We start from the raw sequence: 24,027 nt of genomic DNA on the forward strand, positions 1-24,027 counted from the left end.
AAAAAGGCACCCAATGGGTGCCTTTTTCTTTAGCATTCGTTAACTCGAAAAGCGGATGATTACCAGAAGGTAATGAACAAGCCCGCTGTCACTGCCATTCCAACATAGTTGTTGTTTAGAAAGGCTTGGAAACAAAGGTCTCGATCACGGTGGCGCATCAGGTGTTGTTGATACACAAATAAGCTTCCCGCTACCAACAGTGCCCAATAGAAGGTATCTCCTAGTTGGTAATGCATGCCTAACGCAATCAGCATCGCTAGGGTGACGAGTTGCAAAGAGCCAACAATCAGTTTATCGAAGCGACCAAATAAAATAGCCGTCGATTTAATACCAATCTTCAAGTCATCATCTCGGTCAACCATCGCATATTGCGTGTCGTAAGCAATCGTCCACAACGCGTTAATCACGAAGACAAACCACACAATGCTTGGCAGTTCATTGGTTTGTGCCGCCCAAGCCATTGGTATCGCCCAACTAAACGCTAAGCCAAGAAACAACTGTGGAAGATGCGTAAAACGCTTCATGAAAGGGTAAATGAACGCCAGACCCACACCAATAAATGAGAGCTTAATGGTCAGTGGATTCATGGTGAGTACCAGCAAGAATGAAACTACGGCTAGCACTAAAAAGAGCAGAATCGCTTCCTTACTGGAAACCAAACCTGAGGGTAATGGACGCTGCTTGGTACGTTTAACATGACCATCTACTTTACGGTCCGCAAAGTCATTGATCACACAGCCAGCTGAACGCATCAACACCACGCCGAGTACAAAAACAACCAAGACATCAAAATCAGGCATACCTTGTGCGGCGATAATCAGTGACCACAAGGTCGGCCAAAGGAGTAATAGGGTACCAATCGGGCGATTCATTCGCGTTAATTGCCAATACGCCTTCGCTTTGGTGGCAAGCATTTACACACTCTCCTTAGAGTAAATGGGTGATGTTGGTAAAAACAGTTCTGCCACAAGCATCGGTTTATGGTTCATCCATAATCGAGAACGACGCGCGAGTAATCGCTCATCGCCTGCGATAACCCAACCGACTTGCAGCGCATCTCGCTCCACGTTCTCAGCACTGAAAACGGTCAATCCAAGCGGGACATTACCTTGTTGAGAAAGGTCTGAGTGCTGATGATCTTCTAATGTGACTCGGGGAATCAAGGTTCGACCTAACACCCACGGTTCGTCATCACCCTTTAAAATCACTTTACGCAGTAAGCAATCAAACGATGATAAAAGATGTTCCTCGTCTTGTTGCAGCATTGAGCGTTCTACAACTTGATTATGAAGCAACTCAACAGACAGGTGCTGACAGCACTTCCCCAACTTGCGGGAAAGAGAACCTTGCTCCATCAGCCACTCTTTGGTGGTTTCATTAGGAAAATCAAATGTTTCTGTACTTTGCCAATCTACATTCATTAACGAATTAAGATACAGCGATATTGGCTGATTCATACTAGTATTCAATAGGTGACTTTACACGTACAATAAAGCTTCAACTTTCGAACAAAATTAAAGCGTTCTTCGAATTGTAAACGTATTTAGATTTAGACCGCTCATTGTAACAAGACTAATGCGTTTCGAATATCGCGAATAAACTAAAGAAAAGTCACAAATATGCACAAACGTTATGTAGCCCAAATATTTCTTGCGATTACCCTACTCTTTTCAGCATCAAGTTTCGCGGAAGAGGAGTCGGCAGCTAAACTCGCCTACTTCACGCTAGAGCCAGACCTGACCACCAATTTTTACACTAAAGGTAAAAAACTGGGCTACATTCAGGTTCGCCTCGACATCATGGTGGCAACTAGTAGCGACTTGGCCGCTATTGAGCATCACCAACCACTGATTCGCGATGCGGTGATTGAATTGCTTGGCAAACAAAACGAAGAAACCATTAAATCTCTATCTGGCCGTGAAGACTTAAGAAAATCCTTAGTTGAACACCTCAACAAGATTTTGCTTCCAGAGACAGGTAAAACCCTGATTGCTGACTTACTGTTTACCAAATACCTTTATCAGTAATGATGTAAAACGAATCCCAATAAAAAAGCGGCTCATCTGGCCGCTTTTTTTGTCTCTATCGTTTGGCTACTCATTAGAAGATATGAATTAGCTTCTTGCCGAGCTTGGTGCTTTCATCGCATCGATAAAGCCAATAATCACACCAGCGGCTAGACCAGCTAAATGCGCCGTATTGGCGATAGCCATAAATGGCTGCATGTACCCAAGCACCAACCACACCAACATAAAGCCGACAATCTGTCTTGGGATACCTAAACCAAGTTGTGGCGCCTTCGCACCAACCACCCATAAGTAACCAACCAAGGCATACACAACACCAGACAAACCACCGAAGTTCGCCCCTTCAACCCAATACTGCCCAGCACCTGAAAGCGCAGAAGAGACAGCAAAGATCTGAAGTAGCTTGAGGCTGCCAAGTTTCTTCTCAATGTCTCCACCTAGCTGCCACCACCACAAAATATTAAATGCGATGTGCATAACAGAGAAATGTAGAACGGCATGACTCAACCAACGCCACAGCTGCCATTGCTGTCCATCCACCGCTGGGAAATGTAGGGCATTGAAAATAGCTTGGCCAAAACCGATCTGTTGCAGCGCAAAAATCACCACACACACCAACATCAGGCTTAGTGTCACTGGGCCTGCTTTGGCTTTGATCATGCCCATGAAGCTTGGCGTGTGGTAATGGAAGTTGCTCTTTCTGGTCTCTGCCATGTCCCAAGATGCAGCTTGATAGCGCTTATGATTGGGCTCAGCCAGAAAACGATTCAGCTCAGCTTCGGTTTCAACCTGAAATTGGCCATCAAGAAGCCAAAGAGCAAAACGCCCTTCTCCCTCTGGAGACATCTGAATAGGGATCTGACGAGAGGCCATATAATCAATAAATGCTTGAGCAAGACGTGGATTGTCTAACACCATCAATCTAATCATTGTTACTTCCTATTCATTCTATGAGGGATGCTTGAGGCGGTTCAGGTGATGAAAGTCATTAACCTGCGATCACTGGAAGTTCAGCACGATGCCAAGCTTCGAAACCACCATCAACACTATATACCTCTTCAAAGCCTTGGTTCACTAAATATTGTGCCGCACCTTGGCTACTGATGCCGTGGTAGCACATCACTAAGATAGGTTGTTCGAACTCAACCTCATCCATGAATGACACCATCGTATCGTTAGTCAGGTGGTAGGCTGTTTTTGGGTGGGCAACCGCAAAAGACTGCGGGTCACGTATATCGACAAGTCGAGCTTCGCCTTGTTCGATGAGGGCTTGAGCGCCTTTAACATCGATATGTTTAAACTGGTCCATGACTTTCTCTTTTTATACTGATTTACTTTGCTGCCATTGTAACCTATCCCAAGGCTAACATTCACATCCACTTAATAAGGTTATCCACCAGCGATCACTTTTACACCATTTGTGGATAAATCTGTGAATTGCGTGAATAAAGTGTCTTTTCAAAAATAGATCCACAACATGTAGTAATGATCCTGATCTAACTGTGGGTTAACTGAAACATATCCCCACTCGAAAAACCCCGTCAAAGCCTTACTACACACTGCTTTTAGATAGCTGACGAATAAACTTCTCACAGAGTTATCCACAAAATCATTTTGCAAATTTCGATCGCAAAAGTTGAGAAATCGATCCAAAACAAAAAGGCCGAGATCTCTCGATCTCGGCCTTTTCAAAATTCAGCTATTTGTTAGCTCTACTAGAAAGTAGAAGCTAATAGAAACTAGATGCTATTAGAAATCACCAACGGCTTGTTTCAATTTCTTCATCGCATTCTTTTCTAACTGGCGAACACGCTCAGCTGAGATACTGTAGGTATCCGCTAAGTCTTGCAGGGTTGCCTTGTTGTCGTCTAACCAACGTGAGCGAACAATGTGTTGGCTACGCTCGTCTAAGCTTGCTAGTGCTAGCCCTAGGCGATTATTGGTGTGTGACTCCCAGTTAGCCGCTTCAACCGTCTCAGCAACGTCTGACGCCTTGTCTTCTAGGTAGTAAACTGGAGCAGTGTAAGCAGAACCGCCATCGTCATCGTCCATAGGCGCTTCAAACGTCGCATCTTGTGCTGCTAAGCGAGATTCCATCTCACGAACTTCTGAAGGCTCAACACCCAGTTCACGAGCAACCGTCTCAACTTCACCGTTATTGAACCAACCCAAACGCTTTTTAGACTTACGAAGGTTAAAGAACAGTTTACGCTGTGCCTTAGTGGTCGCAATTTTAACGATACGCCAGTTACGTAGAACGTATTCATGGATTTCAGCTTTGATCCAGTGAACAGCAAACGAGACGAGACGAACACCAACTTCTGGATTGAAGCGCTTAACAGCCTTCATCAAGCCGATGTTACCTTCTTGGACGAGATCAGCCATTGGTAGCCCGTAGCCAGAGTAGCCTCTTGCAACGTGCACCACGAATCTTAGGTGGGAAAGGATCAAGCCTTTCGCAGCGTCGATCTCACCTTTGTAATGTAATCGCTCTGCAAGTCCACGTTCCTCTTCAGGAGTCAGCATAGGGTAGCTGTTCGCTGAGCGGATATAGCTATCTAAACTATCTTGTGTGACTAAAGCCATTTGATACGCTTGGTTTGCCATTCGGTTCCTCATCAATCTCTGATCTGGAGTAATACATCTATTAAAACCCTACAATCTTGAACCTAAAATGAACAGGTTTCAAGGAGGGGGAAGTAATTATGCATAATCAATTCGTCTATACAAGGCAAAAACTGGTTAAGAAGTGCCTATTTTTCGTCTAAATATGACTCTATTCACCTAAACTGGTTCAATTTCTTTTAGGTGACGCTGTGCAGAAAGCTTTGCAGCCACACTACCAAGCAGAGTTCCGACGATCAAAAGCAGTAAAGATTCATCCCAACTCAGGCCAATTAAACGGAAGTGGCTGTCGTATAGCTGAGCCAAGTCATCCACCGCGCTGTTCAGCAATACGGTAATCAATGCCGTCATTACCCAAGCGCTAATCGAACCTAAAACGCCAAACCACATCCCAGCATAAAGGTATGGTCGAAGAATGTAGCTGTCGGTCGCACCAATCAGCTTCATGGTTTGAATCTCTTCTTTATGCGCCAACACATTAAATCGTAGTGTATTGCCGATAATCAGAAATACCGCGCCCAGCATCAATACCGTTAAGGTAATCACGATGACAGCCGCTAATGCTTTGATCGCATCTAATCGCGCTAACCAATCTTCGTCTAGGCGAGCATCGGTCACTAATTCTTGTTGTTTAACTGTGCCTGCCAGCTCTTTAATTAAGGTATCGCTGTGCACGCTTGGCGTAATCACCAGCACACCTGGCAGTGAATAATCGTCGAGAATGGTTAAGGCGTCTTCAAAACCAGAATACTGGCTGAGGTCTGCAAGCCCTTGCTGCGGAGAAATGTACTCCACGAGCTCAACTTGATCCCAACTTTCGATTTCATCCTTAAGCACCATTACTCGTGGCTCAGGAATACCATCCTCTACATAAGCACTTATTTGTGACGGGCTAGTGACATCTTGCGCCACTTCCCCTACATTTTTACCTAATAGGTACAAACAAGCTGGCATCGCCAACGCCATAGAGATCACCGCAAGGGTCAGTAAGTTGCCTAACGGGCGCTGCCACATTTGCGAGAACGATGACTTGGCTTGTTTCCAGTGAACAACAAAGAAGCCGTCGCTTGAAGCGCGGTTTGCTGCTCGATTAGATTGAGGTTTTTTGATGCGCTTATTCGCGGCCATAGTCTTCAACCTCACTCAAAAATCCTTGGTTTAATTCAAGATGGCGGTACTGAGGGCGAGTGTTCACTAACCCGATATCATGCGTCGCTAGGATGATCGTCACACCTGCGCGGTTGAATTCTTCAAATAATCGCAACACACGGTTAGATAATTCAGGGTCTAGATTACCGGTAGGCTCATCGGCTAAAAGCAGAGTTGGACGGTTAACCACGGCGCGAGCAATACCCACGCGTTGTTGTTCACCACCAGAAAGTTGGCTTGGCAAACAACGGGCTTTATCTAATAAACCGGTTTTATCCAACGCAGCACTGACTCGGCGTTTTATTTCGTTTTCAGAAATAGATTCAATACGCATAGGCAGAGCGACGTTATCGAAAATCGAACGGTCCATCAGCAGGCGATGGTCTTGAAAAACAATCCCAATATTACGGCGTAAGAAAGGAATGTCTTTGGCTGGGATACGAGTGATATCGTGATCGTTGAACCAGACACGTCCATCAGTTGGACGCTCTATCGCGCAGATCAACTTCAGCAAGGTACTTTTACCAGCCCCAGAGTGCCCACCCAAAAAAGCCATCTCTCCACGTTTCAGGTGAAAGTCCACTTTTTGGAGCGCTTGTCTTCCACCTCGGTAGGCTTTACTCACTTGCTGAAATTTGATCACCGAAAATTCCTCTTACGATCACTCATATCAAATTTAAAAACGGTAGCAGATTAAGGATAAACCACTTTGCTACTCGCGTTACTCTTCGCGGCTAAATAGTGCTTCAATGAAGTCTTTAGATTCAAATGGACGCAGGTCATCAATACCTTCACCCACACCAATGTAGCGGATTGGAATCTGGAACTGGTCAGCAATTGAGAAAATTACACCACCTTTCGCCGTACCATCTAGCTTAGTCAGTGTAATACCCGTAACTGGAGCCACTTCACTGAACAACTTCGCTTGGCTGATAGCGTTCTGACCTGTACCTGCATCGAGCGTTAGCATGATTTCGTGTGGCGCAGAGTCATCAATCTTCTTCATTACACGAACGATCTTGCGTAGCTCTTCCATCAGGTTGCTCTTGTTCTGCAAACGACCGGCTGTATCAGCAATCACAACATCAACACCACGAGCCTTCGCTGCTTCAATCGCATCGTAGATAACAGACGCACTGTCCGCACCAGTGTGTTGAGCGATAACTGGCACATCGTTACGCTGACCCCAAACCTGAAGCTGTTCAACGGCTGCAGCACGGAAGGTATCACCCGCTGCTAGCATCACTTTCTTGCCTTCATTTTGGAATTGTTTCGCCAGCTTACCGATCGTAGTTGTCTTACCTACACCGTTCACACCCACCATTAAGATAACGTAAGGTGTTTTAGTGGTATCAACAACCAGTGGCTGTTCCACTTGGCTTAAGATGTCTGCCATCTCTTCTTTGAGCAGACCATAAAGCGCTTCACCGTCTTTTAGGTCATTGCGAGATGCTTTTTCTGTCAGGTTTTCAATGATCTTAACCGTGGTATTCATACCCACGTCAGCAATCAGAAGTTGCTCTTCTAGCTCTTCAAACAGGTCTTCATCGATTTGCTTGCCTTTGAACAGACCAAAGAAACCAGCACCGATGTTTGCTTTAGTGCGGCTTAGGCTGCGCTTAAGACGAGCAAAGAAGCTTTCTGTCGGCTTCTCTTGTACTTCTTCAACCTTAGCTTGAGGAACTGCCACTTCTTCCTGTTCTGCTTCTGCTTCTGCTTCTGCTTCTGCTGCGACAGGTTGCTGCTCTTGTTGAGCTTCTTCAAGCGCTTGCTCAGATTCAGTTGGCTTAACTTGTTCAGCTTCAGGCGCGACCTGTTCAGCCTCAACTTGTGATTCAACTTCAGTTTGATCTTCAACGCTTTCTACGTTCGCTTCATTCTGAGTTTTTGGGCTTTGTTCTTCTTCACCAAAACCAAGCCACGATAATAATCCGCGCTTCTTTTTTTCCGTCATCAGAGGAGTTTCCTAGATCTACTAATTAGCTGTATTGACTTAATACACGTCGACTCTTTGCTATTGTTATACAATACAAGCTTGTACAAACGAATAGTAAAGAAAAATGACAAAGCAGTGATAAGTTTGCTTTTAGCTTGATACACTTTGTCATTGCAAATTTATTTAATACACGAACCCACTTAAATTGGGCTCGGTATAGTATCACTTTATTAGCGGTCAAAAAATCTATGGTAAGACGTCGCCAGCAAAACACATCACAAAAAAAGCCATCCGGAGGCTTTGTTCGAATTATTAGTGGCTCATGGAGAGGTAGAAAGCTGCCTGTTCATGATTTAGAAGGATTACGCCCAACCATTGACCGAGTAAAAGAAACACTCTTTAACTGGGTGGCTCAAGATATCCCACATTCAACTTGCTTGGATGTATTTGCCGGTTCTGGCGGTCTAGGTTTTGAAGCAGCTTCTCGCCAAGCCAAAATGGTGACACTGCTCGAAATGAATCAAAAGGCGGCTAAACAGCTTTCTGATAACGCGAAAGAGCTCAAGGCAGACAACATTAATGTCGTGAATACTGATGCTATCTCTTTCCTTAAGAAACCGGGCACGCCTTACGATATGGTTTTCCTTGATCCACCATTTCGTCAAGGCTTACTGGCAGAAACAGTACAACTGCTTGAGAGTAACGGTTGGCTTGCAGACAATGCCATCATTTACGTCGAGACAGAGAAAGAACTGAAACTCGAAGCTATGCCAGAGAACTGGGAATTGCATCGCGACAAGACCACCGGACAGTCAAGCTACCGACTGTTCAATCGAATCACTGAAGAATAGGAGTTATTGAATGAAGTTCTTGCTTCCACTAGCAAAAGCAGCCATCGCCTTTGTTTGGTTTATCTTAATCGTAAATATTTTCTACCCGTTTCCGGGTAATGCTGCGATTGCGCTTTATATCATGACCGCATTCTTGTTCTTCATGCACGGCCTGCAGATGCTGATTTTCATCGGTGCATTCGGCGATAAGATCGAGATGTCACGTTGGGAGAAGTGGTCAATATTGATTTTCGGTGTCTTCGCCCTACTCGATATCCGTCGTAAGCACATGATGTAATCGAAATAAAAACCGAAGAAACAGATACAAAAACGCCGCTCAGTAGAGCGGCGTTTTTTTTATTGAGTAATGGTAGCAACACTAGCCCATGTAGCCCTTCACGCCATCCAAGAACATTTGAGTCGATAACATCACAAGTAACAAGCCCATCAAGCGCTCGATGGCTTTAAGACCTCTCTCTCCCAGCACTCGTAGGAAGAAGCCATTAAACATCAGAATGAAGAAGGTAGCGCCCCAAGCCAGCATCACAGCCGCTGAAAGCTCTAACATGTTGTCTGGATGCTGGGTCGACAGCAGAATCAGTGCAGCAATCACTGACGGACCTGCAATCATAGGAATCGCCATCGGCACAATAAACGGCTCTTCACCAGCCGCAAGGCCAGTAATGCTGCCTGCGCTTGGGAAAATCATCTTAATCGCGATGATAAATAGAATGATACCGCCAGAAATACTCAAGGTTTCAGGCTGCACGTGCAGGAAGTTCATGATGCTTTGACCCGCAAATAAGAACAGCAGCAAGATAACCAGTGCGAACATCAGCTCACGAATCAGAACAATACGGCGACGCTTCGGGTCAATATGCTTAAGGATAGAGAGCACGATTGGCAAGTTGCCAAGCGGGTCCATGATAAGAAACAGCATGGTTGCTGCAGATAAGATTTCCATAAGTTTGTCTCGAAAAGCGTAAGTGCGCGGAGTATAGCAGCCTCAACATTGATTTTCGAACGCAGTGATAAGCGGGTTAACTGATGCTTTTAAAAGGGGATGTTATAAGAAGGCAAATTAGCGAAAGCAGATTGAAAGGTAATGAAAAGAGTGGAGCCGAAACATGCACCCACTCTTTATTCACGAATAAAACAAGCCACTAAGAATTAGTGATTACACACACGTTCGCGGTTAGTGCAAAGCTTATCATCGACAACGACAACCTTTTCCATCTTCAAGAAAAACTTCAACAGGCTATCTAAATCCAGACCGTTCAGCTTACACGTATGAAAACGCGCTTCTGCGCCATAAGTTTGAGCGAGTTCTTGCGTCAACTCTTCACGAGTCAGTGGCTTTTCACTCAGTAGGTTTAAAACGTTGTGTGCATGAATTTCGGTAGTCATAACTCTATCTCATGTTTAATGAAGTAGACGTAGAGTACCTACTTTCATCTGAGCTGCCTTGATGTAGCTCAGAGTTAAGCGAGCTCTACTCTAAATGGTAAGGGAAGCAACAATGAGAGCGTGCGCCAGAAAGTAGCTGCCCGTCACCCAAAAGTAGGCACCCTTAATTGGGCTACGATAGAAATTTAGCGCGTACGCCAATGCTGAAAGCAGCAACATGGCACAACCGGCAAAACCGACCGCATGCGACAGTTGAGGATCAAGCAACCAGAGCTCACCAGAAGCCCATGCTAACTGAATAAGCACAATGCCCATGATGACCACGGGAAAAACGAGTTTGTCTAAGCGAGGTAGAAGTAAGAAGAAAGCAACGACACAAGCCGCCAACAGCAGCGCGAACAACCACCAGACCATTTCTCCTGATAGCTGTAGCCAAAATGCTTTGCTGTAACAGAGCTGAGCCAGCAAGAAGCAAACAAAATGCAGAGGACGTTTTTGAGTAACAGCATGCAGGACATCTGCGATCGCAGAGACCGCCAACCCAGCAACGACCCAATAGGTAAAATCAGCAACGACAGATTGAGTTAAAGCAATGGTCGCTAATAATACATAGGTAAAAACCTTATACGATAAGGCCTGACCGATATGTCCATGTTTCGTTCCTGCTATTGCTCCGATACCAGACAAGGAAACCGCCAACCAACTCCACATACCATTTGCCCTATTGCTTTAAATCGTCGCCAGTCTAGGCACACGAGTGTTGATGTAAAGCCTCAGCGCCTCAAAATTGGATCTTGATTACGCTTCCACTAAAAAGAGTCTCTTTAGATTGAAGTCGTGCCAATTACCACCATGACAATGGCCATTCGTTTAAAACTAGAACGAATCATCATAAAAACCATTCAAAATGGCATTAGAGTCGCCATACTTGAGTTTTGGCCAATTCTAACCTATCGACTTCACCAAAATCGGCCTAATTCCGTCAAATACCACACTTGAAAAATTAAAATAACTACCTTTAAATCAAACAATAACAATAACTTAAACAAGCAAACTCAAGATTAATAGGAAAATAAAAACGCCAACCAAGCCTAGACTTGTAAAGTAGCCAGTTTTCTTTTTTAACGCCCAGTTTTGTCAGGTTATTTCAAGCCTCCGGTAAAAATCGCCACAAAAACCAAGCCGAAAACTTAAAAAACCAACCAAAACCAACCTAGCCACCACCAACCTCTATTAATACAGTTTAACAACCTTTAACAATATAAATTACACAAAACAACCATTATAAAACAACAATTTAAATCAAATTAGAACAAACATAAATCACAACGAACAAATTAAGAACACACCATAAAACACAGTTAAACACTGCCAAACAAGCCAAAAACTCATAGTTTTCTACTACTTTTAAAGCTTTCGAAAGTAATTCTTGATCTAAGGCCATAAGTAGTGCTATTCTTTAAAACATAGCGAGAGACAACCAAATTTAGGAGTAGTGTTATGATTTCATCTTCGCAAAGACAAGGACTTGTAATGATCGCGGTAGTTGTAGGTCTAATGACACTACCGATGATGTACTAAGCAAGTTACAGATAAAAAAAGGGACGCCATGAGCGTCCCTTTTTTTGTTCAATTTTTTCACTTCGAAAACAGATGCAGTGTTAGCACATCCCAGTTCGCATAATAGAAACCTGCGGCAGCTAAAGTCATTGCCATCATCAGTAAGATCGCAACTCGCCAGATAAAACGACCACTACGTGGAGTCAGCTCCTTCTCACAGTCGTTACACATCATGATGAACTTATGTTGGTCTTCCAACTTAGCCTCATGTTCATTGACTACCTTATTACGACACGTTGCGATATAGCGCAGCTTGCTCACCATATCGTGCGGTAGCCTTTCTTCACAGCTTGTTACAAGCTCATGCAATCCTTCGCCTTCGGCATGATATTGAAGCCTCAATAATTTCTCTATATTGCGAGTTCTTGTCACCACTTTTTCAATATCGGTCATCTTAGCCCTCCCACTCCACACTATAATTCTAGTCGAGCATTTCCCTATTCTTATACAAAATCACTGTTATTTACGAGAGAAAGAGACAATAAATAACAATGCTTTATCCCAAACTGACCATTAAATGTGATGTCTGCCGAAAAATAATCAGCTTGGCTTACAACAGTTCACGAATAACGGCTTTAAACACATATCCCTATTGCCTGAAAGACTAGAATAACCATCACGACTACATGGAGGTTATATGCCTAATTCACTCTTTTTTGCCATCTTTGCTCTCGCTGCTCTAGCGGCTTGGGTATTTATTGGTTTCTATCGAAAACACTCGCAAGGTGAAAATGCGCCAGAGAAGAAAGTGAATGTCACGGTGTTAGACAAACAATCGATCGACCTTCCTGACGCAGAACCGGGCCAAGAAGATCAAGAGTACTGGATTTACGTTCAACGTGGTGTGGTTGGTCCGAAGCGAGAATTCCAAGTCGGCATCCACTATTTCCACGCCCTTAACCCTGGCGACAAAGGAACCTTAACCTACCAAGGCGATAAGTTCTTACACTTTGCGTTGAAGCGCTAAACGTCAGCCGCTTCAACTGTCGTCCCTAAGCAATCCATCAGAAAGCCTTAGCAATCACCGCTAAGGCAATAACCAACGCGTTTTCTCTGACTTAGACACCAACCAGCTCATCCATAATGCGCCAGCTCCGCTGATCACAATCCATAATGGAATAACCCATGCCGGATGTCCTTGGTACCAACCAAACTCTTTCATCGGCCACAAGAAAATCGGGTGCAGCAGGTAAATACCTAAGCTGTGCTTACTGATAAAGCCAACCACTTGGTTACTCTTCTCAGACAGGCCTTCACCATAGTAACGGCATACCATGAACACCATGCTCGCGGCTAATACGGTATTCAACGTTTTGTAAGATAGCCAGCGCCCTACCGTGTACTCTTCTGCTACCAAGCTTGCATCAACCACCATGTAAACCGTGGTTAGTAACGCTAGCCCACCCAGTAACACACTCACGCCAACGGTCATCTTGTTAAGTGGCACAATCTTATACAGCAAGTAACCCAATGGTAAGTAACCGGTGTACAACCACAATTCGTGACTCCAAGGGCCATCGATTTTCAGTAAGAACAGCAATGTTGTGAACAACCATACCGCCGTAAAGGCATAGACCGATCTATCACCGTACTTTCTAACCATGATCTGCAAGAACGGAATCACAAAATAGAGTGGGATGAAGTAATAGAAGAAACCAAGGTGGTAATAGGTGTAATGATGGTAGCTATTAAGCAACACGTCCCAACTGACGTCGGCATCAAAGCCCATTGCCGACCAGCCCGACAGATAGGTATAGAAAAGCGACCAGACAATGAAAGGTATCAGTACCTTGCCCAAACGACGCTTGAGGTAGTATTTGGCGTCAAACGGGCGCTGATCACTGAGCATCAGTGCGCCAGTAATCAAAATGAACACAGGTACTGCCCAGCGGCTGAAACCGTTTACCGTAATGGCAGTAAGCCATTCACCGAAAGGAATAGTGCCCAACTCATTGCGATAAGGCGCCAAAACATGAATCGCGATAACCGCTACGGCCGCGACACATCGTGCTAAATCAAAAAAGAGAATTCGCTGCTTCATGTAAATGCCTGATTAATATTCAATCATTCTACTATAGCAATAAAAAAGCTGACCGGAATAAATACCAAGTCAGCTTAGTGTTAAAGGAGATACTTATCGCGAATTTAGCTCATACGACTCTAGCTTCTGCGACTTGAGCTCTCACAAATGAGGCTCATGTGGCTGAAGCTTATGCCGCTGAAATTTGCGGCACTTTCGGTAAACGCAGAGAGATCACCGTCGTTATCGCCAAGAATGCGAAGGAAACCCACAGACACGCAGACAAACCTGCCATTTGGAATACCAAGCCCGACAATATCGTGCCAATCAAACGGCCCATCGCGTTTGCCATGTAGTAGAAACCGACATCAAGAGAAACGCCATCGCCTTTCGCATAACTCACTATCAAATATGAGTGAAGTGATGAGTTCACCGCAAAGATGGCACCAAATACCATCAAACCACCCACGATAACGAGCTCTGGTTGCCAGCCAATCTGTACCGCATAAGCGATAGCAGCGGTCACTATAGCCAGCGCACCAGCCCATAACAGCGCGGCATGGCCATCTGGCACCTTACCTTGAGCTTTACCAGTAATCTTCGGCGCTATGCCCTGTACAAAGCCATAAGCGATAGTCCAAGCAGCTAAGAAACCGCCAACCCATGAGTGATCCCAACCAAACACACTGCCTAGGTAAATCGGCAAAGCAATCACAAACCACACATCACGAGCGCCAAACAGGAACATACGTGCTGCGGATAGGATGTTGATGGATTCAGACTTAGAGAAGATCTGTTTGAACTTAGGCTTGGTTTTCGCTTTGCCCATGTCCGCTTCTAAGCTCAACACACTGCCAACGAAGACCAATGCCAACACGGCTGCCATCGCGAGCACGGCGTATTGGAAGCCAATCGTTGAAAGCAGTAAACCACCAATAAAGAAGCCTGCCCCTTTAAGCGCATTCTTAGATCCGGTCAGAATCGCAATCCACTTATAAAGCGCGCCTTGTTGTTCATCAGGAACCAGAGTCTTAATTGAGCTCTTGGCACTCATCTTATTGAGGTCTTTAGCGATACCAGACAAGGCTTGCGCCGCCATGACCCAAGGAATGGTCAGCATTGCCGTTGGCACCGCGAGCATACCCAAGGCGACGACTTGCATGCCTAACCCAATGTTCATGGTCTTATTGAGGCCAAGACGCGCCCCTAACCAGCCACCGATTAGGTTAGTCACCACACCAAAGAATTCATAGAAAAGGAACAGTGAGGCGATTTCTAACGAACTGTAGCCAAGGTCGTAAAAATACAGAACCACCAACATGCGAAGTGCACCATCAGTAATGGTGAAGTTCCAGTAGTTAAAAGTCACCAACATGTATTGGCGAACGCTCTTACTTAGATTTGAAAACATAACGCTATCTCTGCAATCTAAACAAAAAGAGCTTTTGGATCATGATAAGTTCAACACTCCAGATACCAAAAGCTCCCTGTCTAACACTGATGACTATTAGCTATTCGCTACGCCATTAATGTATTCAACCTGGATAGGTTTAGTGAAGGCACCTGGACGCAGTGCCTGCACCTCTTGAACTACCTTGCTCAAATCCCAGCCTTTTTCTAACAGTAGGTGAGCTGCGAACAAACCAGTGCGACCAGAGCCGCCCATACAATGCATTGCAACCTTGCCGCCGTTATCGACGATGTTATGTAGCTCAGGGCTAGCTGCTTGCCACTTCGCAGCAAAACCAGCACCCGGTGCACAGTCGTCTTCAATTTCGATCTGGAACCATTGCATACCTAACGCACGTGTTTTTTCACCAAGTGCCGCCACGTCTTTGCTTGCAAGCTCATGGTCATCAAGTGCTGTCACGATAGCTTCAACGCCTTGCTCTTTTAGCTGAGCCAGTGATGCATCAAGCGTTGCTTCTTTTGTGCCTGGGCACGGAGTAAGCACTAGCGCACCTTGCTCTAGGTCTAGTTGCCATGTTGGATGTATCATTATATCTTCTCCAGATTCTTATTAAGCAAGGCCAACGGTACGAACAAGCTCAGCGGTACGTGTTGCGTAACCCATCTCATTGTCGTACCAAGCGTAGATCTTAACCATGCGCTTACCGACCAACATCGTTGATAGTGCATCCACGATTGTTGAGCGTTGGTCGCCTTTGTAATCGATAGAAACCAGTGGACGCTCTTCAAAGCCAAGAATACCTTTTAGTTCATTCTGAGACGCTTCTTTCAGCATCGCGTTAACTTCTTCTGCCGTGGTGTCTTGCTTCACTTCGAAGATGATGTCTGTCAGAGAAGCGTTCGCTAGCGGTACACGAACTGCGTGGCCGTTGATGCGGTTTTCTAGCTCAGGGAAGATCTCAACAATCGCTTTGGCGCTGCCCGTCGTTGTTGGGATAAGACTCATGCCACATGCACGTGCGCGGCGTAAGTCTTTGTGCGGCGCATCAAGAATAGTTTGCGTGTTAGTTAAATCGTGAATAGTGGTGAAGGCTGCGTTCTCGATACCAAGCTTCTCGTTGATCACCTTAACCACTGGCGCGATACAGTTCGTTGTACAAGACGCTGCCGTTACGATTTTGTGTACCGCAGGGTCGAAGATATTGTCATTCACACCAACAACGATGTTTGCGATTCCTTCTTCTTTCACAGGAGCCGATACCACAACGCGCTTCACGCCTTGCTCTAGGTATTTGTTTAGGAAAGAGGTCTTACGGTGAACACCTGTCGCTTCGATAACCACATCACAACCAGACCAATCGATCGCATCAATGTCGCGCTCTTTTGTGGTTTTGATGCGTTGACCGTTGATGATCATCTCATCGCCTTCAACAGACACTTCGTGGTTCCAACGACCTTGAACCGAATCGAACTCAAGAAGGTGAGCCAGTGTCGCTGTGTCGCCAGCAACGTCATTAATTTGTACAAATTCTAGCTCATCCCAATCGAATGCTGCGCGAAGTGCTAGACGGCCGATACGACCAAAACCATTAATACCTACTTTGACTGTCATTTTCTGTTCTCTCAGTTAATTGCCTTCATATTTGAAGCCGCAGCGTTGTTGACTACGTTCACTTACCGGAGCGCCGGCCGCCCTAATTACATAGAGCCACTATGCTCATAGGGATAAGTTCACTTGTCGCCTAGCTGCAACTCCAACTATTTCGGCATTAAGTTTTAATGTATTTAAACGCAACATACTGGGCGTGAGTTCATCGACTCTAAGCGCTCAATATCTTGCTGGTATTCAGTTTTCAAACAGTTCGATGCGATAAGGTCATCAATTAACTTTAGCATCCAACCCGGTAAATCTTGTGACAGGCGGTAAAACACCCACTGCCCTTGGCGAACGTCAGTCAAAATGCCGTTTGAGCGCAGCTGCGCAAGGTGGCGAGAAACCTTTGGCTGACTTTCTTGCAATGCCTGAGTCAACTCACCAACAGAAAGGCACTCTTGGCGCACAATCAACATTAAGCAACGCACTCGCGTTTCATCAGACAGTAATTTAAAAAATTGGTGAGGAAGCATAACTACATACTCATATATGGATATGCGCATATATTAGCTGTAAAAAAACGCACGTCAAGGCGTGCGTTTTAAATGTCATAAAAGTTTAATAAAGCAACACTACAGCTTGTTGGTCACTGTGTGACTCCAGCGACGCGCTTCTGTAAGCTCCGTTTTAACCTGATCCACGCTAAGCCCTAAATCAGCGCAGTGCTCATCAATCTGCTGCCAATCCGCATGCTCAAAACTCTCTTCAAGGGCAAGCAAAGTACCGTAAGGCCCTTCCCTACGTAATAGAGCAACCTTGATACTTTTACACAGCGGCAACTGCTCGACTAAGTTCTCTAACGACAAGTCCAACAGAGCACCCAACAAGGAGAATAAGCCAATCATAAAGGCCTGTTCTCTATACCCTTCAAATGCCTGATAGCGAGACATACGCTGACAAAACTGAGCACGCTGTAGAGACAATCCATACAGCTCTTTAGGCTTTTTATCGGACACATAAGAGGCGACGGCTAACGAGACAAACATTTTCAGTTTCTCTTGACCTAGATATACCAAAGCCTGACGAAAAGAAGAGATGGTAACTTCAAGGCGCGGCGACATAGTATTCACAAAACGCAGCAGCTTATATGAGAGCGCCACATCTTTCGCGACAATGCTCTCCACCCGTTGAAAGTCCACATCGGGCTTACACACTTCTTGAAACAGCTCCATAGCAATCACTTGCTCAGGGCTAATGTATTTACTCTTGATGATTTCCGGTTTATTGAAAAAGTAACCTTGGAAAAACTTAAAGCCAGCCTCTTTGGCTTGCTGGAATTCTTGTTCGGTCTCAACGCGCTCCGCCAAAAAGCTAAACTTTTTCCCTTGATGCGCCCTAACCAAATCACACGCTTCATCCAAACCCATCTGCATAATATCGAGCTTTACGATATGCGTGTATTTAAGGAAACGTTCCCATTCTGGGGTCGAAGTAAAATCATCTAGGGCAATCATGTAACCCGCTTGGTAAAGGTCTTTAACCGCTTCCAACAATTCATCTGTTGGTTTACAGGTTTCCAGAATCTCTACCACCACCTTATCTTTCGGCAAACTTAAGGGCAGTCGACGAATCAAACTTTGATAAGGGAAGTTGATAAAGCAGCGTGAAGATGGAATAGAAGGGTTAAGACCAACAGACAAGAAGTTCTCAACAATCAGACGATACGTTGCTCGATTAGACTCAATATGCGCTGGGTACGCATTCTTTTCTCCATCGCGAAATAACAACTCATAGCCGAGTGTATTCCTCTTGCGATTTAAGATAGGTTGTCGAGCAACGTATGTAGCGGTCATTTCTTGATAACTCTGATTGGTTTAACTATAACTCAGTCGCTTAATCTAAGCTTTCGCGGCAGCTAGCAAAGCACCGCAGCCCATGAACATACCACCAAATATTTTATTTATCTTACCCATTATGCGATCAGAGCGAATAAAACGTCCCATTTGTGACGCTAATGAGGTGTAACCCAACATAACAACGCTATCAATGAATACTGTCGTCACACCTAGCACTAATAACTGAGGTGCTTGAGGTTGTGTAGGGTCAATAAACTGAGGAAACAAAGCCACCAAAAACACGATTGATTTCGGGTTAGTTAGGTTGATAAGCACAGCGTTTCTCAGCAGTTTGCCACTCGACAGAGTAGAGCTTTCTTCAGATGCTACTAGGCTCGAGCTATCACGCCACTTTTGAATACCTAACCAAAGTAAGTACACCACGCCGACCCACTTAATGATGGTGAACGCCAACGCAGACTTAGCAACGAGTGCACCGATACCCGCGCCCACCAGCATAATGTGAAACGCAAGACCAAGCTGTAAGCCAACAATTGATGCGAGTGACTTTTTAGTGCCATAGCTAAGCCCATTACTGATGGAGTTAACGGTACCCGAGCCCGGAGCCAAGCTAAACAAAATCGCTGTGACAACATAAGCAAGCCAAACATGAGTATCCATTTGCATTTCCTTACTAGTTCTTTAATCTAACAACATTAGTAGCAATAAAGCTCTCACACGCATCAGTTCAGGTAATTTCCCATGGAAAACCACAGCGAAGCCACCTTCCCTTACACTCAAGAACCTCAGTTCGATCATGCGATTAAACACCCGATCAACGCTCTTTGGCAACAAAGAAAAGAGGGGTTTTTAACATCGTCTGGTAAAAAGAAACTGTACTGGTGCAGCCTCACCTCAGAAAAGCACAGCAAAGCTATTGTGATTTCAAATGGCCGTATCGAATGCTGCCAAAAATACCAAGAAATCTTTTATGATTTTTATCAACAAGGCTATGACGTTTATTCATTTGACCACCAAGGTCAAGGCCAGTCTGAACGTATGGTAACAGACTCTGACATTGGTCACATTCATGATTTTGATGATTATGCATCTGATATGTCTGACATGATTGCCAGTTTTGACCTCAGCAAGTATGCCAAGCGATACCTGTTAGCCCACTCAATGGGTAGCACTATCGCAACACGCTATCTACAAACCCATCCAGGCCACCCATTTGATAAGGTCACCTTGTGCGCCCCAATGTTTGGTATCAACACCGAGTGGTACTTAAAGCCTATCGCGATGATTGTTGGGCAAGTGCTTACCGCCTATCACGCCAAACCGGTTTACGCGCCAGGTCAGCAAGCCTACTACTCGAAACCTTTCGAGAATAACCTCCTGAGCCAAAGCCAGGTTCGTTATCAGTGGTTTCGCCGACTTTACGAAGATAACCCGTCACTGCAAGTCGGTGGTGCTAGCACTCGCTGGGTATGGCAAGGGTTAATGGCAGCCAAGCAGTCAATCCAACAGACTCGTCAAATCAAGATCCCTCTATTGCTGATTCAAGCAGGTGAAGAAAAGATTGTGAGTAACGATGCTCAGGTGAAGTTCATCAATAAATTGAAGAAAACCAACTCGGCTTGCCAGTTTAAAGTCATTGAAGGCTCAAGGCATGAAGTGTTGTTTGAGCAAGACAAATACCGCAATCAAACACTAGATGCCATTAATCAGTTTTTTGCTTAGCACTCATCACATCAACAACACAAGAAACAGCGAGCCATAAGATAACAATTAAAGAGGAAAAGAAGTAAGTGAGCTTTGCCCTCTTTTCTTGCATGATTTTGGCATACAATTTCTGGGTAGATATATTGTAGTTAAAACGATGCTAGCGCTGGCTAGTGTTGATATTGGTTAAGCACTTTGCAATGAGGGTTAAATGACTATTCCTGCACTTAAAGATTCCGTGAAAATCGTTGCCTCTGATTTAGATGGTACGCTTTTGGCTCCCAACCATCAGTTGAGCGATTTTACCAAGCTAACGCTTAAGAAGTTACACGAGCAAGGTTATACCTTTATCTTCGCAACGGGTCGCCATCACGTCGATGTAGCTGGGATTCGTCAAATCGCAGGGATTCCGGCCTACATGATCACATCAAACGGTGCTCGCGTGCACGACCAGAATGATCAGCTAATGTATAGCCAAAACGTACCTCAAGAACTCGTTCAACCGGTTATTGATATTGTGCGCCAAGATCCAAACATCTTCATTCACATGTACCAGAATGAAGATTGGTTACTCGATCGTGAGGATGAAATGCTGGCTAAGTTCCACAGTGAGTCTGGCTTTAGCTACAAGCGCTTTGAAGCTGAAAACGCACCAAGCGAAGGCATCGCGAAAGTCTTCTTCACACATCCAGAACAAGACCACGAATATCTCGTCACGTTTGAACAAAAGCTAAGAGATGCTTTTGGCGACAAACTGAACATCGCCTTCTCTACACCTTGGTGTCTGGAAGTGATGGCCGCTGAAGTCTCTAAAGGCCACGCTCTAGACGCTGTTGCAAAATCACTAAACCTGACTCTGGATAACTGTGTTGCCTTTGGTGATGGCATGAACGACGCTGAAATGCTGGCTATGGCGGGTAAAGGTCTAATCATGGGTACATCACATGAGAAAGTGATGAAAGCACTACCTGACAATGAAGTGATTGGCAGTAACGCAGACGATGCCGTTGCTCACTACCTAGAAAAGCATCTGCTCTAATCTCGCTCGTTGAACAGATCTGAATAAATAAAAAGGCAGCCAACTGGCTGCCTTTTTTGAACCTTAGGTAAAAAGCTCTCTCTAACGCTATCGAGAACCTAACACTTCTTTGCTTAAGATTGCCTGCCACTCTTGTTCGGTAACCGGCATGATCGATAAGCGATTACCGCGTTTCACCAAGGGCATTTCGGAGAGTTCAGGCATGGCTTTAAGCGTAACCAAAGGAATCAAGCGCTCAGTCAATCGCACAAACTCGACATCCACCATGATCCAGCGTGGGTTATCGGGTGAAGACTTAGGATCGTAGTAATCACTCTCAGGGTCGAACTGAAAGTGGTCTGGGTAGGCTTCTCTGGTTACTTTAGCGATCCCCGCTACGCCAACTTTTTTACATGATGAGTGGTATATCATCACCAGATCGCCAAGCTTGACGTCATCACGCATCATGTTTCGAGCCTGATAGTTGCGTACACCCTCCCAACAAGAGTTTTTTTGTACTCTAAGAGTCTGAATAGAGAAGGTGTCGGGTTCTGTTTTAAATAACCAATATGCCATAATAAATCCAATTAACGGTTGCTCCGAGGAAGATATAACATGAAGGTAATGAAAAACCCAGTGACATGGCTAGTCGCGTTCGCTCTACAAGGCTGTGTTACGGCACCTGATACGCCGCAACAACCTGAACAGCCCCCAGCAACCTTGGATGAGCCACAGAGCATTCAGCCGCAAACCTTCATCATGCGTGGTCAGGTGGTGGTTGGTCACGAAAGTCGAACCTTCACTCCTTGCGGCAGCCAACAACAATACTGGTTAGACTTATCTCCAGAGTTAGCGCTAGAAGCACAAGGGCTCTCAACGAGACCTTACCAAGCCTTATATGGCGAGCTGATTGGCCACCTAACTGTACCAAGCCAAACGGGTTACAACGCAGACTTCACAGCGCGTTTCGTGGTTGACCAAGTGAACATCCTAACCGCAGAGAACCCTGAGCGCTGCGACCAACCACTGCGTTCAACACGAGTATTCGGTAATGAACCCTTCTGGTCAGCAACCTTCGATAAAGACCAGCTGAAATATACTAAGATGGGCGAACAGCCACAAACCCTCGATATTGAATCAAGCCGCACCACACCAAGCAGTCGTGATTACCAATTAGAAGGTAAAGCAGCGCAAGGCAAACTCAACCTTACAAAAGAGAGCTGTAGCGACGGCATGAGCGATTCTATCTATGGGTGGCATGCCAAGCTTAATCTCAATGACAGTAACTATAATGGCTGTGCAACGGTCTCTAACCAAGATCCAACATTGGATTGGAGCGGACTCTACTTCGCTAGCTCAACGCAAAACTCAGGGTTCTCTATCAACCTTGAACTCAACAATGACCACAGTGCTATCACGACTTATTCATACAGCAATGGAGACCCTTCTATTGTTGAACAAGGCTTCTGGCAGCAACTGAACCAAAATCAGGTACAAGTGGTTATGACTCGCCACCAGCAACAATATTTGATCTCCGAGCGCATCTTCACACTCGATAATGGCAAGCTAATCGCTGAAAAAGAGAAAGTGGGCAACGTGGTGTATCCGATTGCCAATGGCGGTCTGGTGCTATTCGAAGCTAAGAGTGCGCAAGCACAAGTAAACACCACCACTAACGTTGATCTAACCGCAAAGCAGGTGAACTCCAGCGATCAACTTGATCCAAAAGTCGACCAAGCGATCCGCGAATACTTTAAGATCAACAACAGCTCACCTGACGACACTAAATACCGCTGGTTAACCTACGACCTCAACGGCGACGGTAAAGAAGAGCTGTTCGCCCAACTCGATTGGTGTGGTTCTGGTGGCTGTACACTGCTAATTTTCGAAAACCATCAAGATAACTGGCGCTTCAATAGCCGAGTGACACTGGTTAAGGGCGACATACGCTTAGGTAAATCGCAAAACCACGGCTGGCAGGATCTGATCTTCAATGTCAGTGGCGGCGGTGCAACACCGGCGAAACACACACTTTCATACTCTGGTGTCAGCTACCCGCTAAACCCAAGTGTCGCTCCAGTTGCAGATGATGCTGATATCAGCGACGTGGTTTTGTTTGCTGATGGTATCTCACCCGCACAAAGTGGAGTTAAGTTGTAAACATGAGTAACCAACAAGCTTGCCATGGTTGTAGCTTCACTCACCAATGTATTTGTCACCTGATACCTAGTGTCGCAAGCCAAATCGATCTTGTACTGCTCACTCATGAGAATGAACTGTCACGCGATACCAATACAGGGAAGCTGCTTCAGCAATCCCTTGATCAGTGTCAGTCCATTGTATGGCAAAGGAAAACACCACCAGCGGAGCTCATCGCACTGCTTGACGATGAAACACGACAACCGTTTCTTTTATTCCCAAGTGATCAAAGTGTCGAGTGCCAGCAAGCTGTAATGACCCAAGCCCAGAGCCGTAAGCCGCTATTCATCATCTTGGATGGCACATGGCAAGAAGCGAAGAAGATGCTTAACAAGAGCTCGTGGTTACAAGCCGTTCCGCAAGTTCACCTCGATATTACCAGCGAATCTTCATACACCTTGCGCCGCAACCAAGACAGTGGCCACTTGTGTACTTGTGAAGTGGGTATTGAGTTACTCAAATCTTTAGGTGAAAGTGAATCTGCCAAGCTCATTGATGACTACTACCAGCATTATCTAAAAGTGTTCCACGCCGACAAGTGTGGCCACGCCCTCAAATAGACCAAGCAGGCGCGCGGGAAGGTAAAAACACATTTCGGGACGAGACAGACACTAAATCGAGTAGGAGGAGGC

The 24,027-nt window shown here is 45.3% G+C and carries 28 protein-coding genes; 8 read left to right on the forward strand and 20 right to left on the reverse strand.

Annotation, left to right across the window (positions count from 1 at the left end):
- Positions 1-59: 59 nt before the first annotated feature.
- Both ubiA and AB4583_RS10395 read right to left on the reverse strand, forming a co-directional pair.
- Positions 60-914 (reverse strand): 4-hydroxybenzoate octaprenyltransferase, encoded by an 855-nt coding sequence (gene ubiA / locus AB4583_RS10390; RefSeq protein ID WP_017061043.1) that lies wholly within the window; start codon positions 912-914, stop codon positions 60-62.
- Entirely contained in the window at positions 915-1,457 is a 543-nt protein-coding gene (locus AB4583_RS10395; protein ID WP_164091128.1) for a chorismate lyase, read from the reverse strand.
- 162 nt (positions 1,458-1,619) lie between these two features.
- Here AB4583_RS10395 and AB4583_RS10400 point away from each other — a divergent pair, with 162 nt between their 5' ends.
- Positions 1,620-2,027 (forward strand): flagellar basal body-associated protein FliL, encoded by a 408-nt coding sequence (locus AB4583_RS10400; RefSeq protein WP_372104420.1) that lies wholly within the window; start codon positions 1,620-1,622, stop codon positions 2,025-2,027.
- A gap of 87 nt (positions 2,028-2,114) precedes the next feature.
- On the opposite strand, the gene glpG is transcribed toward AB4583_RS10400, so the two are convergent.
- The 6 genes from glpG to ftsY form a co-directional block, all read right to left on the reverse strand.
- Positions 2,115-2,957, reverse strand: a complete 843-nt coding sequence (gene glpG, locus AB4583_RS10405; protein ID WP_017063770.1) for a rhomboid family intramembrane serine protease GlpG — start codon at positions 2,955-2,957, stop codon at positions 2,115-2,117.
- Positions 2,958-3,015: 58 nt separating this feature from the next.
- Complete coding sequence (gene glpE / locus AB4583_RS10410) at positions 3,016-3,336, reverse strand: thiosulfate sulfurtransferase GlpE (protein ID WP_017061039.1); 321 nt, start codon at positions 3,334-3,336, stop codon at positions 3,016-3,018.
- 440 nt (positions 3,337-3,776) lie between these two features.
- The gene (gene rpoH, locus AB4583_RS10415; protein WP_017055518.1) at positions 3,777-4,634 is read right to left on the reverse strand and encodes an RNA polymerase sigma factor RpoH; all 858 of its coding nucleotides are present in this window, start codon (positions 4,632-4,634) and stop codon (positions 3,777-3,779) included.
- Positions 4,635-4,811: 177 nt separating this feature from the next.
- Positions 4,812-5,780 (reverse strand): permease-like cell division protein FtsX, encoded by a 969-nt coding sequence (ftsX, locus tag AB4583_RS10420; protein ID WP_372104423.1) that lies wholly within the window; start codon positions 5,778-5,780, stop codon positions 4,812-4,814.
- Positions 5,767-6,444 (reverse strand): cell division ATP-binding protein FtsE, encoded by a 678-nt coding sequence (gene ftsE / locus AB4583_RS10425; protein ID WP_004736585.1) that lies wholly within the window; start codon positions 6,442-6,444, stop codon positions 5,767-5,769. Before ftsE ends, ftsX begins: the two co-directional genes overlap by 14 nt.
- Positions 6,445-6,522: 78 nt before the next feature.
- A complete protein-coding gene (gene ftsY / locus AB4583_RS10430; RefSeq protein ID WP_017068601.1) occupies positions 6,523-7,755 on the reverse strand; it encodes a signal recognition particle-docking protein FtsY in 1,233 nt (410 codons plus the stop codon).
- Positions 7,756-7,985: 230 nt separating this feature from the next.
- Between ftsY and rsmD the strand changes: the two genes are divergently transcribed.
- Together rsmD and AB4583_RS10440 are read left to right on the forward strand one after the other, a co-directional pair.
- Entirely contained in the window at positions 7,986-8,588 is a 603-nt protein-coding gene (gene rsmD, locus AB4583_RS10435) for a 16S rRNA (guanine(966)-N(2))-methyltransferase RsmD (RefSeq protein ID WP_017066764.1), read from the forward strand.
- 10 nt (positions 8,589-8,598) lie between these two features.
- On the forward strand, positions 8,599-8,865 hold the full coding sequence (locus AB4583_RS10440) for a DUF1145 domain-containing protein (RefSeq protein ID WP_016784000.1): 267 nt from the start codon (positions 8,599-8,601) through the stop codon (positions 8,863-8,865).
- Positions 8,866-8,946: 81 nt separating this feature from the next.
- Here AB4583_RS10440 and AB4583_RS10445 read toward each other — a convergent pair whose 3' ends face one another.
- From AB4583_RS10445 to AB4583_RS10460, 4 genes are all read right to left on the reverse strand, one after another.
- Positions 8,947-9,531 (reverse strand): YhgN family NAAT transporter, encoded by a 585-nt coding sequence (locus AB4583_RS10445; protein ID WP_017061035.1) that lies wholly within the window; start codon positions 9,529-9,531, stop codon positions 8,947-8,949.
- A gap of 206 nt (positions 9,532-9,737) precedes the next feature.
- Entirely contained in the window at positions 9,738-9,974 is a 237-nt protein-coding gene (locus tag AB4583_RS10450; RefSeq protein WP_372117255.1) for a YecH family metal-binding protein, read from the reverse strand.
- A gap of 90 nt (positions 9,975-10,064) precedes the next feature.
- Positions 10,065-10,685 carry a lysoplasmalogenase gene (locus tag AB4583_RS10455; RefSeq protein ID WP_372117256.1) on the reverse strand — a complete coding sequence of 207 codons (621 nt, stop codon included), beginning with the start codon at positions 10,683-10,685 and terminating at the stop codon, positions 10,065-10,067.
- A gap of 927 nt (positions 10,686-11,612) precedes the next feature.
- Entirely contained in the window at positions 11,613-11,987 is a 375-nt protein-coding gene (locus AB4583_RS10460; RefSeq protein WP_004736595.1) for a hypothetical protein, read from the reverse strand.
- A gap of 244 nt (positions 11,988-12,231) precedes the next feature.
- On the opposite strand from AB4583_RS10460, the gene AB4583_RS10465 reads away from it, so the two are divergent.
- Positions 12,232-12,561 carry a DUF2500 domain-containing protein gene (locus AB4583_RS10465; protein WP_017061032.1) on the forward strand — a complete coding sequence of 110 codons (330 nt, stop codon included), beginning with the start codon at positions 12,232-12,234 and terminating at the stop codon, positions 12,559-12,561.
- Positions 12,562-12,621: 60 nt separating this feature from the next.
- Here AB4583_RS10465 and AB4583_RS10470 read toward each other — a convergent pair whose 3' ends face one another.
- The 7 genes from AB4583_RS10470 to rhtB form a co-directional block, all read right to left on the reverse strand.
- Positions 12,622-13,635, reverse strand: coding sequence for an acyltransferase (locus AB4583_RS10470; RefSeq protein WP_017061031.1), 1,014 nt, complete (start codon positions 13,633-13,635; stop codon positions 12,622-12,624).
- A 169-nt stretch (positions 13,636-13,804) separates the two neighbouring features.
- The gene (gene arsJ, locus AB4583_RS10475) at positions 13,805-15,025 is read right to left on the reverse strand and encodes an organoarsenical effux MFS transporter ArsJ (protein WP_048610756.1); all 1,221 of its coding nucleotides are present in this window, start codon (positions 15,023-15,025) and stop codon (positions 13,805-13,807) included.
- A gap of 96 nt (positions 15,026-15,121) precedes the next feature.
- Positions 15,122-15,613 carry a cyclin-dependent kinase inhibitor 3 family protein gene (locus AB4583_RS10480; protein ID WP_017061028.1) on the reverse strand — a complete coding sequence of 164 codons (492 nt, stop codon included), beginning with the start codon at positions 15,611-15,613 and terminating at the stop codon, positions 15,122-15,124.
- 21 nt (positions 15,614-15,634) lie between these two features.
- Positions 15,635-16,636 carry an ArsJ-associated glyceraldehyde-3-phosphate dehydrogenase gene (locus AB4583_RS10485; RefSeq protein WP_372117259.1) on the reverse strand — a complete coding sequence of 334 codons (1,002 nt, stop codon included), beginning with the start codon at positions 16,634-16,636 and terminating at the stop codon, positions 15,635-15,637.
- Positions 16,637-16,809: 173 nt separating this feature from the next.
- Positions 16,810-17,151 (reverse strand): metalloregulator ArsR/SmtB family transcription factor, encoded by a 342-nt coding sequence (locus AB4583_RS10490; protein ID WP_372055697.1) that lies wholly within the window; start codon positions 17,149-17,151, stop codon positions 16,810-16,812.
- Between the two features lie 99 nt (positions 17,152-17,250).
- A complete protein-coding gene (locus tag AB4583_RS10495; protein WP_136974439.1) occupies positions 17,251-18,471 on the reverse strand; it encodes an EAL and HDOD domain-containing protein in 1,221 nt (406 codons plus the stop codon).
- A gap of 45 nt (positions 18,472-18,516) precedes the next feature.
- Positions 18,517-19,134 (reverse strand): homoserine/homoserine lactone efflux protein, encoded by a 618-nt coding sequence (gene rhtB, locus AB4583_RS10500; protein WP_017061024.1) that lies wholly within the window; start codon positions 19,132-19,134, stop codon positions 18,517-18,519.
- An 81-nt stretch (positions 19,135-19,215) separates the two neighbouring features.
- Between rhtB and AB4583_RS10505 the strand changes: the two genes are divergently transcribed.
- Together AB4583_RS10505 and AB4583_RS10510 are read left to right on the forward strand one after the other, a co-directional pair.
- Entirely contained in the window at positions 19,216-20,196 is a 981-nt protein-coding gene (locus AB4583_RS10505; RefSeq protein WP_372117261.1) for an alpha/beta fold hydrolase, read from the forward strand.
- 193 nt (positions 20,197-20,389) lie between these two features.
- On the forward strand, positions 20,390-21,217 hold the full coding sequence (locus tag AB4583_RS10510; RefSeq protein WP_372117262.1) for a Cof-type HAD-IIB family hydrolase: 828 nt from the start codon (positions 20,390-20,392) through the stop codon (positions 21,215-21,217).
- Positions 21,218-21,304: 87 nt separating this feature from the next.
- On the opposite strand, the gene AB4583_RS10515 is transcribed toward AB4583_RS10510, so the two are convergent.
- On the reverse strand, positions 21,305-21,772 hold the full coding sequence (locus AB4583_RS10515; RefSeq protein WP_372117263.1) for an EVE domain-containing protein: 468 nt from the start codon (positions 21,770-21,772) through the stop codon (positions 21,305-21,307).
- 39 nt (positions 21,773-21,811) lie between these two features.
- Here AB4583_RS10515 and AB4583_RS10520 point away from each other — a divergent pair, with 39 nt between their 5' ends.
- Positions 21,812-23,356 carry a COG3650 family protein gene (locus AB4583_RS10520; protein ID WP_372117265.1) on the forward strand — a complete coding sequence of 515 codons (1,545 nt, stop codon included), beginning with the start codon at positions 21,812-21,814 and terminating at the stop codon, positions 23,354-23,356.
- A 2-nt stretch (positions 23,357-23,358) separates the two neighbouring features.
- Positions 23,359-23,955 (forward strand): tRNA-uridine aminocarboxypropyltransferase, encoded by a 597-nt coding sequence (locus AB4583_RS10525; protein ID WP_017061019.1) that lies wholly within the window; start codon positions 23,359-23,361, stop codon positions 23,953-23,955.
- The last annotated feature ends 72 nt before the right edge of the window (positions 23,956-24,027 follow it).

Origin of the sequence: Vibrio sp. 10N.222.49.C12 (assembly GCF_041475025.1) — a bacterium.
Lineage (GTDB): Bacteria > Pseudomonadota > Gammaproteobacteria > Enterobacterales > Vibrionaceae > Vibrio > Vibrio crassostreae_C.

Bases quoted from the DNA above. Each gene is read 5' to 3' on its own strand.
- ubiA (WP_017061043.1), bottom strand. From the start codon at position 914: ATGCTTGCCACCAAAGCGAAGGCGTATTGGCAATTAACGCGAATGAAT.
- AB4583_RS10395 (WP_164091128.1), bottom strand. From the start codon at position 1,457: ATGAATCAGCCAATATCGCTGTATCTTAATTCGTTAATGAATGTAGAT.
- AB4583_RS10400 (WP_372104420.1), top strand. From the start codon at position 1,620: ATGCACAAACGTTATGTAGCCCAAATATTTCTTGCGATTACCCTACTC.
- glpG (WP_017063770.1), bottom strand. From the start codon at position 2,957: ATGATTAGATTGATGGTGTTAGACAATCCACGTCTTGCTCAAGCATTT.
- glpE (WP_017061039.1), bottom strand. From the start codon at position 3,336: ATGGACCAGTTTAAACATATCGATGTTAAAGGCGCTCAAGCCCTCATC.
- rpoH (WP_017055518.1), bottom strand. From the start codon at position 4,634: ATGGCAAACCAAGCGTATCAAATGGCTTTAGTCACACAAGATAGTTTA.
- ftsX (WP_372104423.1), bottom strand. From the start codon at position 5,780: ATGGCCGCGAATAAGCGCATCAAAAAACCTCAATCTAATCGAGCAGCA.
- ftsY (WP_017068601.1), bottom strand. From the start codon at position 7,755: ATGACGGAAAAAAAGAAGCGCGGATTATTATCGTGGCTTGGTTTTGGT.
- rsmD (WP_017066764.1), top strand. From the start codon at position 7,986: ATGGTAAGACGTCGCCAGCAAAACACATCACAAAAAAAGCCATCCGGA.
- AB4583_RS10440 (WP_016784000.1), top strand. From the start codon at position 8,599: ATGAAGTTCTTGCTTCCACTAGCAAAAGCAGCCATCGCCTTTGTTTGG.
- AB4583_RS10445 (WP_017061035.1), bottom strand. From the start codon at position 9,531: ATGGAAATCTTATCTGCAGCAACCATGCTGTTTCTTATCATGGACCCG.
- AB4583_RS10450 (WP_372117255.1), bottom strand. From the start codon at position 9,974: ATGACTACCGAAATTCATGCACACAACGTTTTAAACCTACTGAGTGAA.
- AB4583_RS10455 (WP_372117256.1), bottom strand. From the start codon at position 10,685: ATGTGGAGTTGGTTGGCGGTTTCCTTGTCTGGTATCGGAGCAATAGCA.
- AB4583_RS10460 (WP_004736595.1), bottom strand. From the start codon at position 11,987: ATGACCGATATTGAAAAAGTGGTGACAAGAACTCGCAATATAGAGAAA.
- AB4583_RS10465 (WP_017061032.1), top strand. From the start codon at position 12,232: ATGCCTAATTCACTCTTTTTTGCCATCTTTGCTCTCGCTGCTCTAGCG.
- AB4583_RS10470 (WP_017061031.1), bottom strand. From the start codon at position 13,635: ATGAAGCAGCGAATTCTCTTTTTTGATTTAGCACGATGTGTCGCGGCC.
- arsJ (WP_048610756.1), bottom strand. From the start codon at position 15,025: ATGTTTTCAAATCTAAGTAAGAGCGTTCGCCAATACATGTTGGTGACT.
- AB4583_RS10480 (WP_017061028.1), bottom strand. From the start codon at position 15,613: ATGATACATCCAACATGGCAACTAGACCTAGAGCAAGGTGCGCTAGTG.
- AB4583_RS10485 (WP_372117259.1), bottom strand. From the start codon at position 16,636: ATGACAGTCAAAGTAGGTATTAATGGTTTTGGTCGTATCGGCCGTCTA.
- AB4583_RS10490 (WP_372055697.1), bottom strand. From the start codon at position 17,151: ATGCTTCCTCACCAATTTTTTAAATTACTGTCTGATGAAACGCGAGTG.
- AB4583_RS10495 (WP_136974439.1), bottom strand. From the start codon at position 18,471: ATGACCGCTACATACGTTGCTCGACAACCTATCTTAAATCGCAAGAGG.
- rhtB (WP_017061024.1), bottom strand. From the start codon at position 19,134: ATGGATACTCATGTTTGGCTTGCTTATGTTGTCACAGCGATTTTGTTT.
- AB4583_RS10505 (WP_372117261.1), top strand. From the start codon at position 19,216: ATGGAAAACCACAGCGAAGCCACCTTCCCTTACACTCAAGAACCTCAG.
- AB4583_RS10510 (WP_372117262.1), top strand. From the start codon at position 20,390: ATGACTATTCCTGCACTTAAAGATTCCGTGAAAATCGTTGCCTCTGAT.
- AB4583_RS10515 (WP_372117263.1), bottom strand. From the start codon at position 21,772: ATGGCATATTGGTTATTTAAAACAGAACCCGACACCTTCTCTATTCAG.
- AB4583_RS10520 (WP_372117265.1), top strand. From the start codon at position 21,812: ATGAAGGTAATGAAAAACCCAGTGACATGGCTAGTCGCGTTCGCTCTA.
- AB4583_RS10525 (WP_017061019.1), top strand. From the start codon at position 23,359: ATGAGTAACCAACAAGCTTGCCATGGTTGTAGCTTCACTCACCAATGT.